We start from the raw sequence: 12,944 nt of genomic DNA, 5'->3' as shown, positions 1-12,944 counted from the left end.
TTCAACAATCATCTTCGTCGATTCTTTTTTATAGTGCCCTTCATAAATATAAAAATAATATCAACGGGACAAAGAAATGAATGTTAATTATAAGCTGGTCAATCAGCTATGTTTTCTTATTATAACCTCGACCTTAACCGCGTGTGGTTCTGGCGGAGGGGATGATGCAAATAAACTCGAATGTGCCGCACCTAAAGTGGTATCCAGTGATTTAACTTCCTGTGTGTTACCCAATACTGCACCCGTAATTAGCTCGGTAAATTCATTAACCTTAAGTGATGATGTACAAAATGGGATTACGGTTTATAGCGCAACCGCAACAGATGTGGATGGCGATAGTTTAGTATGGTCAATGCAAGACCCTCAGAATATCTTTGCGATAGATGCTGCAACAGGTGAAGTGACGGTATCTGATAATTCAAATTTAGACTTTAGCTTAACGAACTATCAAATAACGCTTACCGTGACAGACAATGGTTCAGGCGCATTATCCAGTTCGATTGTGATCAATGTTACCGTTACAGATAGTACCAACGGTGTTATCCAGCCAAGTATTACGCCAAATGCACAACAAGGGATTATTTATTACCAAAGAGCGGATAATGATTACACTGGCTGGATATTACATGCTTGGAATAATGCAGAATGTAATGGTTATAGCGATTTTGCTGATGATGTAGGTACTGATTGGGCAACTGGCTTAACCCCAACCGGTCAAGATGATAACTATGGCATGTATTGGCTATTTGATACAAAAGAAGCGGCTGAATGTGCTAATTTCATCGTACATAAAGGTGACACCAAAGATCCAAGTGAGGGTGATCAAAAGCTAAGTTTAACTGACGGGCGTTCTGCGTTTGTGGTCTCAGGTGTGGGAGTATTTGATTCCCCAGACAAGGTAACTACCGATGTACCTTTTGCTATTACCGATGCTTCAGCACATTGGATTGATGCCAATACTTTAGTTTGGAACGGTACGGGCGATAATGTTCAATTGTTATTTTCAGCCGATGCAACGTTAGATGAGAATTTTAATAATAACAATACTATCCCGCTAACAGAAACAACATTAACCACTGAGCAAAAAGCACGTATACCACACATTGCCACATGGAATGCGTTTGCGATTGATAAACCGCTTTCAGAAATTAAGTCACTATTAACACACCAATTAGTTTTAGCGTCATTTGATAATAACGATGATCCGCTTGCGGCCACTTTTGTACAAACAGCTAAAGTGCTGGATGACATTTATACTAACGGTACTGGCGATGCAGACGAAAAAACATTAGGGGTTGTATATAACAATGACACTCAATCGGTTTCTGTTTGGGCGCCAACAGCGAACACAGTTAAATTAAATCTGTATAACGACAACAAGAGCTTGGTATCGACCGAAGACATGACGTTAGATACGACGACAGGTATTTGGTCCTTCACCAATCCAAGCTCTAGCGACTCTTTAGATAGACTTTATTACACCTTTACCGTGAACGTGTATCACCCAATTACCAAAGCGCTAGAAACGTTAACGGTCACAGACCCTTATTCAGTAAACACATCAGCCAATGGTCTATATTCACAATTTGTTAATTTATCCGATGATGATTTAAAACCGGCAGCATGGGAAAGTCATGATATTGCAACGCTGGATGAAATCGAAGATGCCATTTTATTGGAAGGTCATATCCGTGATATGAGTATCTTAGATTTAACAACGACAGAAGCAAACCGCGGTAAATATTTAGCCTTTACCGAACAAGGTACAGATTCAATGGATTACTTATCTTCCATGGCTGAAGCCGGTGTGACTCACTTCCATATGTTGCCTGCCAATGATATTGCCAGCATAGAAGAAAACAGTGCAGATAGAATTGAATTAACTAGTACGGTAGCTCAGTTATGCGCAAAAAATTCAACCGCATCGGTGTGCAGTTTGTCTGATAAAGCTCAAACCTTATTAGCGGTTATGGAGTCTTTTGATCCGTCTACTGGCGATGCTCAAAAATTAGCATCAGAATTAAGTGGTTATGATGGCTTTAACTGGGGATACGATCCGCAGCACTTTAATGTGGTGGAAGGCAGTTATGCATCTGAAGCTGATGGCGTTGCTAAAGTAAAAGAATTCCGTCAGATGGTGCAAGCTCTGCATGAAAAAGGGCTTAGAGTTGCATTAGATGTGGTTTATAACCACACCAGTTCTTCAGGTGTTTGGGACAAATCGGTATTTGATAAGTTAGTACCAGGTTATTACCACAGATACAGTGAAGTAACGGGAGAAATTGAACGCTCTAGCTGTTGTGAAAATACGGCCACAGAACATAAGATGATGGCTAAGTTTGTACAAGAGTCTCTGGTTCATTGGGCTAAAGAATACAAAATCGATAGTTTCCGTTTCGATATCATGGGGCTTATGCCAAAAGATTTATTGGTAAGCAGTCGTGCCGCAGTACAAGCAATCGACCCTGATACCTATTTTTACGGTGAAGGTTGGAACATAGGTGAGACCGCAAACGGACGATTATTTGAAGACGCGAGTCAATACAATATGGCCGGTACTGAAATTGGAACCTACAACGACCGCCCTCGAGATACCATAAGAGAAGCGGCGTTATCTGCAGATACAGTAGATTTAAATAAAGTTGACTACGTTCGTTTAGGTTTAGTGGGTACACAGCAAGATTACAAACTTGAAGATAGCAGTGGCCAAGTTAAACAAGCATTAAACTTTGGCCAGTCTTCTTATGCTAAAGATCCTGCGGACATCATTAACTACATCTCTAAACATGACGGTGAAACCTTATGGGACAAATTACAATATAGTTTGCCAACCAACATGTTAGCGGAACAAAGAGTCCGTGTTCATTCGTTATCAGCTGCAATTCCAGTATTAAGCCAAGGCATTCCATTTTTCCAAGTCGGTATTGATCTATTACGCTCAAAATCAATGGACAGAAATACTTATAACTCGGGAGATTGGTTTAACAAAATTGATTTCACTAAGATGAGTAACAATTGGAATATTGGTTTGCCTATGCAGCAAGATAATTCAGATTGGGATACCATTGGTGCCATCAGTGGCAACGCCAACACCGCGGTTACGGCTTCAAACATAGCCTTGTCTGAGCAGGTATTTAAAGAGTTTGTTAAAATTCGTAGCACAAGCAAGCTATTTAGATTGAACGATAGCGCGCAAATATCTCGTCGTATTGGTTTTCATAATACCGGCGCTTCTCAAACGCCAGGTGTTATTGTTATGAGTATTGACGATGGTGTTGGGGTAACTGATTTAGACGCTAACTATGATGCCATTGTTGTAGTGATTAACGGCACTGACGCTGACGTAACTCACTCTGTCACCTCAGCAACAGGATTTACGTTACATCCGATTCAAGTGAATTCGGCTGATAGCCAATTAACTAATGCGAGTTTTACATCAAATGAGACTCAAGGTACGTTCTCTGTACCGGCTTACACTGCAGCGGTATTTGTTAAAACACAAAGTGGTGCACAAGGTACTGGTTTAGCGGCTGATCCTGATTTCGTAAATTCGCCATTTACCGATACGCCAATTTATATTAGTGCGTTAGGCAATAACACTGAGTTAGCTCAAATGACATATGACGACCGCGGCAGTTACAAAGTCAGCCAAACATTAAGCAGTGGTGATTATGAATTTAATCTTGGTGATAGTGAGTTTACCAATATTAATGTTCAAATGAGTGATGTGGATGTTACTGGTAGCGAAATAACAATCAGCCAAGGTGACAATGAAAGTTTTGCCTTCAGTATAGAAACATCAGGAAGTTATCAATTTGAATTAGAGGTGAGTGAAGCAACGTATGTGCTAAAAATCACTTTGCTTAACTCTCTTGTTTCTTGTGAAATACCGACCTCTGCTGGTACAGGCCCATTAACGGTCGCAGGTGATGGCTCATTATACGTTAAAGGTGATCATTCCGGTTGGGGGGCAGACGCGAAATACAAATTAACTTATATAGGTGATAACCAATATCAAGCCATTGCTGATTTTGATGGCGATATCCAATTTAAATTAGCGTCAAGTGATGGTGATTGGGCGACGCAGTTGTGGGCTAACAAAACCGACGGAACAATTGAAACTAGTGCTTTATCCTTAGGTACTAATTACAACGTGAGCTTAGGTAATGCTGGAACAGATAACAACAAAGCGACGTTAACCAAAGGGACTTATAAATTTTTACTGTCGTTAAATGAGGATGATCCTCAAGCCGGTGCCGATGTAGGGACGTTAAATATCCAACAGTGCTCTGAATAATCGTTTTATTCATTTCAAAAAAAAGCCGCATTAATTGCGGCTTTTTGTTTTTAACCTATTTATTAACCGTGCTTGATTAACACTTTGAATAACTCGGGAAAATGACCAACACAAATCATTGGTATTCCTAGGCGAGCTTGTTAGAATTCTTTCATCATTTTACTTAATTACAAAGTTGTTCATGAACCAAGTAGATATCCCACGTAAACCTAATACGTTTTTAGAATTGATCATCAATGTGGTTATTCCCTCAATTATCCTGATGAAACTATCAGGTCCTGAGTTTTTAGGCAGTGTAAACGCCTTAGTTATTGCCTTATTATTCCCTACCGTTTACGGCCTGTATGAACTGGTTAAATTTAAGTCGTTTAATTTCATTTCTTTATTAGGCTTTTTAAGCACCTTATTAACGGGGGGCATTGGACTGTATGAGCTGGATGTTGAATGGTTAGCAATCAAAGAAGCGGCTATACCATCGGCTATTGGACTTGTGGTATTTTTATCCGGATTTAGTCAAAAACCTATCATCGCTAAAATGTTATTAAATCCGGTTATTTTTAACCTTAATTTGATTTATGACTCGCTTGCTAGATTAAATAATACGGACGCGTTTAAGGCAAAAATAAACCGCGCTAATCACTTTTTAACCATGACCTTTGTATTTTCAGCGGTTATGAATTATTGGGTAGCAAAATGGATAGTGACCAGTCCAACAGGCACGGTAGAGTTTAATCAGCAATTAGGTGAGATGACTATGTTAAGTTATCCAATAATCGCGATTCCTTCTATGTTGATGTTAATTGCCATTCTGTTTTATGTGGTGAAAACCATGAAGCAATTAACGGGTTTAAAATTAGAAAAGTTATTTAATAACGAAGAGTAAATTTGCCTAAATGTGAATTATGCCATAGGTTTGAATCATGATAATTTCCTTCAATTAAGTGAATTCAATTTTGTTCACTTAATTGAGGTATGTATTGGGGCTTATGAAAATTAAACAATATTGTTATTTATTGATCGCCACTAACCTGCTTTTTCAATCCCTATTTGCCTATTCAAATGCCAATGACGAGCCATTAAACCTGTCCCTAATGTCAAATATGATTGGCGGCAAGTGGTGGCTAGGAACCGACAACTATAAAACATTTGAGTGGGGCTTAGGTCGTACTCAGATAAAAATGAAACACGTCATAATTGAAGAGAATAAAGAGTACGTGGTGGCTGAAGGTTTTTTCTACTATTCCCCGAATAGCTTTTCCATTAAAGGGGTGTCCACTTTCCAATATAAAAATCAACAACCTCGTTTATTAGAATACTTTGGTAACGTGGAAGAGGGCTCTTTGGACTTTGTTTATAAATCAATTTTACCCAGTGGTGAAACAAAGATTTATACAGAAAAGTGGCAATGGGTTGATGACAACCAATATCGTTGGACGTTAGCAAGCTTGGAAGATGATGCTGACGCAAAAAAAGGCATCTATATTAGAAAATATAATTAATGCATTCAGCATTCTAGAACTAACTCAGTTAAAACAGGGTTAGTGTTTAATAACCGCAGCCGTTAATTTTTTTACTAATGGCGCAACGGTTACCACCGCTGGAAACGCCACGATAAATGCAAAACTCCATGCCTGTAACCATAATGTTAATAAGTTGTCAGTAAATCCCACATTAAATATAGTGATCACAAATGACATTAAACATGACATTAACAGCGCCATAAAAAAGGCGAATACTAAATGTTGATGTTTTGCGGAGATCATAGCAGGTGTCCAAATTTTCTATTAGTAATCAGAGTTGCGCATTATAAGTGCCAGCTTGATGTGTGTCTATCAGATAACATATGATATGAATGCATACGTATTAACTCCCATCAAATTTTAAATTGAATTACTCTCTAACTCTTTATTTATTCATTGTTATTTAACCTATCGGCACAGGTTATCAATTTGCAATGTTCAGCTATTTTTAAGGATGCTCCATGCTAAATAACAAAAAACGTTCCATAAGCCTTCTGAGTTGTTGGTTGTTATTCTGTGTGTCATTCATCAGCCTTACGGCTAATGCGGCAGAATACATAAATCATAAACTTGCGAATAATAAAGTTGTGATCCAATCTGACTCTGAAGTGATGACCATAACGGCCTTAACCGGATCTGCGTTTGAGGTTTTGGTTCACAAACGTAATAACGACACCCCATTTCCATCGTTTGCTATTGATAAAAATCGAACAACTCCCCTAGTACCTATCAAATTTACAGATGGTGAAGACTCACTTACTTTTTCCAGTAAAGAAATGGATGTCGTCGTCACTAAGTCGCCATTAAAATTAGCCTTTTATAAAAATGGTCAATTACTTTTGCAAGAAGACACTGGCTATTTTAATCATAATACGGTGCAAGGGTTTAGGTTCAAACTTGATGAAAATGAAAAGTTAATGGGAACTGGCGAGCGAGTGTTAGGGATGAATCGTCGAGGTCATCGTTTACCTTTATATAATAAAGCCCATTATGGATACGGTACTGAATCAAGCCAAATGAACTTCAGTATACCCGCGGTTATGTCGGATAATAAATACATACTTTTATTTGATAACAGTGCCAATGGTTGGGTAGATTTGGCTAAATCGGAAGCTGATATTTTACAGTTTGAAGCTAATGGTGGGCGCAGTAGTTATATTGTTTTTTCGGGCGATGATTACCCTAGTTTAATTAATAATTACGTCGATGTAACAGGAAAACAGCCACTGCCGCCTCGTTGGGCTTTTGGCAATCATGCATCAAGGTTTGGTTATAAAACACAACAACAAGTATTGGATACAATTGCACAATATAAAAAAGACGATATACCAGTTGATTCAATCATCTTAGATTTATATTGGTTTGGTAAAGACATTAAAGGGCATATGGGGAACTTAGCATGGGATCAAGAGACCTTCCCGCAGCCCGTATCTATGATTGACCAACTGACACAACAAGGTGTTAAAACTGTTTTAATTACAGAACCTTTTATATTGACCTCATCGAGTCGCTGGCAAGAGGCCGTTGATAGTGATGTTTTAGGTAAAAATGCTGGTGGTTCTGCGCCTATGACCTTTGACTTTTATTTTGGCAATACCGGCTTGTTGGATGTATTTAATGACAAGACTCAACAATGGTTTGGGGATATTTATCAAGAATTAGCCAAACAAGGAGTCGCTGGCGTATGGGGGGATTTAGGCGAACCTGAAGTACATCCAGCCACTATGGTGCATACGTTATCGGAACAAAACATGACAGCAACAGCAGATGAGATCCATAATACATTTGGTCATCAATGGGCTAAGTTAGTTAACACAGCGTTAACTGAATATCAGCCAAACAAAAGACCGTTTATTATTATGCGCTCAGGGTTTGCTGGTTCTCAACGTTACGGCATGATCCCGTGGACTGGAGATGTGAGTCGTTCATGGGACGGCTTAAAACCACAAGTTGAGTTGTCATTACAAATGAGCTTATTAGGAATGGCATATACCCATTCTGATTTAGGTGGTTTTGCTGGTGGTGAGACCTTTGATCAAGAAATGTATATTCGATGGTTACAATACGGCGTATTCCAGCCTATTTACCGACCTCATGCTCAGGACTCAATTGCGCCAGAGCCGGTTTTTCATGACAAACAAACAAAAGATATCGTACGTGAATATATAAAATTACGTTATCGAATGCTGCCGTATAACTACACCTTGGCTTATCAAAACACAAAAACGGGAATGCCTTTAATGCGCCCAATGTTTTTTAATGATGAGTCTAATGCCGCTTTGATTGATGTAGCTGATCAATATATGTGGGGGGAAAGCTTTTTAGTCAAACCGATTACAGAACCAAACTTAACTTCAATTGCAGTGAATTTACCACAAGGAAATTGGTTTGATTTTTGGACCGGTAAAAAATATCAGGGTAATCAAGCGATAAATTATCCATTGTCACTTGCTACTATTCCAGTATTAATAAAAGCAGGTGCTATTATTCCGACCGCAAAGGATATGGGCAATACCGAGCAATATGATAGTTCGGCAATTAAGTTAGATTATTATTTTGATCCAGAAGTCACTAGCTCTAACGCACAGTTTTATGACGATGACGGCATAAGCCAATCCAGTGTTGGACAGAGGCAATTTGAACTTTTAAATTTTGTCGCTCAACACCAAAATATAAACAAGCGTACGCACTTAAACTTCGTCGTTAAAAAAGATGAAAAAGGACTTGGTTATGACAATATGCCTACTAAAAGAGCATTCGAATTAGTTGTACATAATTGGACTGCTGCAGGCAAAGGTGTTTATGTAAATGGTAAGGCTATGGCATTCATGCAATCACATCAAGAATTCCTTTTAGCTGGTCAGGGTGTATATTTTAATAAGGCAAACAATACCTTAATTGTGAAATTTAACTTAGATGAAAAGCAGATACATTTACAATTAATAAAGTAACTTCATCTCGATTGATTGGTTTTTATTGATTCATATCATAAAGTTCAAAGGGAAATTGCCGATATAACAAGATATAATCAATGCCCGAGTTCAGTTTAGTTACTAGAATTTAACTAAACTGTACGAAAACCGATATCAGAGAGTGCCAAATGTCTAGACGAAATCAGTCAATTGTCGACGAAGAAGTTACGTTCCAACAAGGAGATGAGCTAGTTTCTACCACTGATTTACGTGGGGTAATCACCTATGCAAACAAAGTGTTTTGTCAAGTTGCTGGTTATGAATTAGATGAACTTGTTGGAAATAACCATAATATGGTTCGCCACCCGGATATGCCTAAAGCGGCATTTAAAGATCTTTGGGATAAATTGAAAGCTGGGAAAAATTGGCGTGGAGCAGTCAAAAACCGTTGTAAAGATGGTCGTTATTACTGGGTAGATGCGTATGTTAGCCCAATTTTTGAAAATGGCACTTTGATTGGTTATCAGTCGGTTAGAGTTAAATTAGATCAAAAAGCAAAAGAAAAGGCGATCAAAACATACCAAGCGCTTAACCAAGGAAAAACCATTGAGAGCTGGTATTCATCACTATCCAATCGTCATATTATATTTGCTTTAATCAGTTTAATGACGTTAGGCGGAGCCTTAACTCAGTTTAATTGGTTGGCATTATTGTTACCTATTCTTCCTTTTGTTTTCTATTATGATGAACTTGTCACGACACCAAATTACTTCAAAAAATTAAAATCTGCTTATGATAGCCCGTCTCGATGGGTATATTCAGGTACTCAGTCTCATAGTGTTGCTGATTATCATCTTAAAATTCAACAAGGCAAAGTCAGAACCATTCTTGGCCGAGTTGTCGATATGGCTAATATACTCGAAGGCGGCGCTGCTGAATTGAAAAATGCCGCGCATTTGTCTAAAAATGGGGTTGAAGCACAAACCCATGAATTACATCAAGTGTCTACCGCGGTTGAAGAAATGGTAGCAACCATTTCAGAAGTGGCACAAAACACAACCAGTACTTCAGAAAAAGTACACCAAGCGCATGGGGACTGTGAAAAAGCTAATGAGTCCATGACAAACACCATGCAACAGGTTTCTGCATTAGCTGAAGACGTAGCTAAATCGTCAACTTCAGCAGCTGAATTAGCTCAAGAAGCTGAAAAAATTGGTGCCATCATGCAAGAAATTCAAGGTATTGCTGATCAAACTAATTTATTAGCGTTAAATGCGGCGATTGAAGCTGCAAGAGCCGGCGAACATGGCCGTGGTTTCTCAGTGGTTGCGGATGAAGTAAGAGCTTTATCAAGTCGTACCCATGGTGCAACAGAGCAAATTCATAAATCTATTAATGAAATTCAAAGTACGCTGCATTCTTGGTCTGAAACCATGGCACAAGGAAAAGTGGCAGCAGAAAATTGTGTTTCCGATACACAACGTACTCAAGGTGTCGTCACTGAGGTGTATGGCGCAATAACAGATATTGCTGATTTAACAATGCAAATATCGACTGCTGCAGAAGAGCAGAATGCGGTATCGTTAGAAATTAGTAAAAACATTGTCAATATTAGCGATGCTTCAATTGAAAACTTAACGCAAGCAGAGACAGTTGAAACGGAAACAGACGCGATTGAACGACGAGCTGCAAGATTAAAATCGTTAGGGCTTTCTTTTAATTAATAAGCGCTAGGTATTTATAAAGACCTGATATTACATCAGGTTTTTTTATACCTGCGATAAATCGACTTGACTTAAAACACGGTTTTTATAGCTGAGTATTGTTTTGAATACGTATGTTTGAAGTTGTTACTCTAGTCGCGCTCAGGCTAATCTAGCACGATCAAAATTATAATAATAAAACAGGATATTTTCATGAAACAACCAAAGTTATCATTTTGGCAAGTTTGGAATGTAAGTTTTGGCTTTTTAGGTGTGCAATTTGGCTTCGCACTACAAAATGCCAATGTAAGCCGAATATTGTCCGACCTAGGCGCTGACTTACACTCACTTTCTTTGTTCTGGTTAGTCGCACCAATTATGGGTCTGATCATCCAACCGATTGTTGGTTCAGCATCTGACCGAACTTGGAATCGCTTTGGTCGCCGAAACCCATATATTTTAGCGGGCGCTGGGGCCGCAGCCGTTGGTATGTTATTAATGCCAAATGCACCTATGTTTACTGTTTTCATGGCTCCAATGATGTTTGGGGCGATGATGTTAGCCTTAATGGATGCGTCTTTTAATGTGGCGTTTCAACCATTCCGTTCGTTAGTTTCTGACATGGTGCCGCCAGAACAAAGAACCATAGGGTATTCCGTTCAGTCTTTGTTAATTAATATCGGTGCGGTGATAGGTTCTATTCTTCCTTTTGTATTAACCAATCTTGTTGGGCTTGATAATGTGGCAGAAGCTGGTCAAGTTGCCCCTTCTATTACTTGGGCATTTTATATCGGTGCTACTGTGTTGTTAGGTTCTGTTTTGTGGACGGTATTTAGAACGAAAGAATATTCACCTGAACAATATAATGCTTATAAAGGCATAGAGTCTGAAGCCGTTGAAAGTGAAGAAGTAAAACCGTCGCTTATAAAACGTTTAATCGGATTCTTTAAGTTGATGGCTGAGATGCCAGATACGATGAAGCGTTTGGCCGTAGTGCAATTTTTCTCTTGGTTCTCACTATTTATTATGTGGGTATACTCTATGCCTGCTATCGCTCAACACACATGGGGTGTTGATGTTAAATGGTTTGACCCTGCATACCTAGCTACAGTTACGGTTCCTGCTGAAATTGCAGCGGCGAAAGGCGCTGCAGGAGACTGGGTTGGTATTTTATTCGCAGGATATTCATTATTCGCGGTGTTGTTTTCATTAGTGATAGGTAAGATGGCTGATAAGTTTGGTCGCAAACTTGTTTATGGTTTATCACTTGCGTTAGGTGGGTTAGGTTATTTAAGTTTTGTTTTATTCCAAAACCCAGAGATCACCCAATTAAACTTATTAATCACTCATGTTGAAGTACCAAAAGGCGCGGTTGGCTTATTTATACCTATGATTGGTATTGGTATAGCTTGGGCTGCGATACTCGCAATGCCTTATGCTATTTTGGCGGGGTCATTACCTGCTAACAAAACAGGGGTGTATATGGGGATATTTAACTTCACCATAGCCGCACCACAAATAGTGTCAGGTATTTTAGCCGGTTGGATATTAAGTTCTGTTTTTGATAACGAAGCTATATACATCATAATGTTAGCGGGTGTATGTATGTTATTAGGTGCGCTATCTGTCTATTTTGTGAAAGACACACAAGAGCAATATAACCAATAATTACTCAAATAAATTAATCAACATAATGCCTTAGAATACGTCTAAGGCATTTTTGTTTCTGCGCTTTAGATTAACAAACTGGTATAAATTATTTACTAATTTTAGTTTTATTTAGCCTTCTAATTTTACTCACAACTTGAAACTAATCATCAGCTAGATACACTCTTGCAATCATTTCAATAATCAATAAAAGTTAATCTCAATGAAAATAACAATAATATCCGGTAGTACTCGTCAACAATCAGCATCTAGTAATGTGTCTTTATACTTACAGACCCAATTAAAGAGTATTTCTAGTGAAGTCAGTACTGACATCTTTGATTTAGCCAATATCGATTTACCAATGTGGGATGAAAATACTGATTTAACTCAGTTTGCAGAACAAACTAAACAACTCAATGAGGCGGATGGTTTTGTTTTTGTAATACCTGAATGGCATGGTATGGCACCACCGGCAGTGAAAAATTTATTTTTCTTATTTGGTTCGGTATTCCGTCATAAACCAGCGTATTTAGTGACCACTTCAGCGGGCTCTGGTGGTCGTTATCCGATCCCAGAAATGCGAATGTCAACTTACAAAAATAGCTTTATTAACTATATTCCTGTTAATACGGTAATAGACCGTGTGAACGCGACTATTTCAGCAGACGGTGAGTATATTGCAGAGAAAAGCTTTGTTGCTAACCGTTGTGACGAAGGTTTACGTATTTTAGTTGAATACACAAAAGCGTTTAAACAGATCAGAAGTTCTGACATTGTGATGGAAAAACGTTTTCCAAATGGTGTATAGGTTTACTGATTAAAGTAAGTTAAATTAAAATAGGTACGTTAATACGTACCTTTT

The 12,944-nt window shown here is 38.5% G+C and carries 8 protein-coding genes; 7 read left to right on the top strand and 1 reads right to left on the bottom strand.

The features are described 5' to 3' along the window. Window positions 1–76 precede the first annotated feature (76 nt). The 3 genes from KO505_RS07720 to KO505_RS07710 all read left to right on the top strand — a co-directional run bounded on the left by KO505_RS07720 (window position 77) and on the right by KO505_RS07710 (window position 5,796). Window positions 77–4,297: an alpha-1,6-glucosidase domain-containing protein gene (locus KO505_RS07720; RefSeq protein ID WP_216054870.1), complete on the top strand. Its 4,221-nt coding sequence runs from the start codon at window positions 77–79 to the stop codon at window positions 4,295–4,297. Window positions 4,298–4,478: 181 nt separating this feature from the next. Further along, window positions 4,479–5,180 (top strand): VC0807 family protein, encoded by a 702-nt coding sequence (locus KO505_RS07715; protein WP_216054869.1) that lies wholly within the window; start codon window positions 4,479–4,481, stop codon window positions 5,178–5,180. A gap of 103 nt (window positions 5,181–5,283) precedes the next feature. Beyond that, the gene (locus tag KO505_RS07710) at window positions 5,284–5,796 is read left to right on the top strand and encodes a hypothetical protein (protein ID WP_216054868.1); all 513 of its coding nucleotides are present in this window, start codon (window positions 5,284–5,286) and stop codon (window positions 5,794–5,796) included. Window positions 5,797–5,835: 39 nt separating this feature from the next. On the opposite strand, the gene KO505_RS07705 is transcribed toward KO505_RS07710, so the two are convergent. After that, window positions 5,836–6,060: a DUF2798 domain-containing protein gene (locus tag KO505_RS07705; RefSeq protein WP_216054867.1), complete on the bottom strand. Its 225-nt coding sequence runs from the start codon at window positions 6,058–6,060 to the stop codon at window positions 5,836–5,838. Window positions 6,061–6,278: 218 nt separating this feature from the next. On the opposite strand from KO505_RS07705, the gene KO505_RS07700 reads away from it, so the two are divergent. The 4 genes from KO505_RS07700 (at window position 6,279) to KO505_RS07685 (ending at window position 12,890) form a co-directional block, all read left to right on the top strand. Next, on the top strand, window positions 6,279–8,768 hold the full coding sequence (locus tag KO505_RS07700) for a TIM-barrel domain-containing protein (RefSeq protein WP_216054866.1): 2,490 nt from the start codon (window positions 6,279–6,281) through the stop codon (window positions 8,766–8,768). A 149-nt stretch (window positions 8,769–8,917) separates the two neighbouring features. After that, the gene (locus KO505_RS07695; protein ID WP_216054865.1) at window positions 8,918–10,453 is read left to right on the top strand and encodes a PAS domain-containing methyl-accepting chemotaxis protein; all 1,536 of its coding nucleotides are present in this window, start codon (window positions 8,918–8,920) and stop codon (window positions 10,451–10,453) included. A gap of 192 nt (window positions 10,454–10,645) precedes the next feature. Beyond that, window positions 10,646–12,100, top strand: coding sequence for an MFS transporter (locus tag KO505_RS07690; protein WP_252731697.1), 1,455 nt, complete (start codon window positions 10,646–10,648; stop codon window positions 12,098–12,100). A gap of 202 nt (window positions 12,101–12,302) precedes the next feature. Beyond that, window positions 12,303–12,890 carry an NADPH-dependent FMN reductase gene (locus KO505_RS07685; protein ID WP_216054864.1) on the top strand — a complete coding sequence of 196 codons (588 nt, stop codon included), beginning with the start codon at window positions 12,303–12,305 and terminating at the stop codon, window positions 12,888–12,890. Window positions 12,891–12,944 lie beyond the last annotated feature (54 nt).

It is taken from the genome of Psychrosphaera sp. F3M07, from assembly GCF_018860345.1.
In the GTDB taxonomy this organism is placed as follows: Bacteria; Pseudomonadota; Gammaproteobacteria; order Enterobacterales; family Alteromonadaceae; genus Psychrosphaera; species Psychrosphaera aquimarina.
Note: the sequence above shows the minus strand (reverse complement) of the source record. Positions and strands in the feature narration are given on the sequence as shown.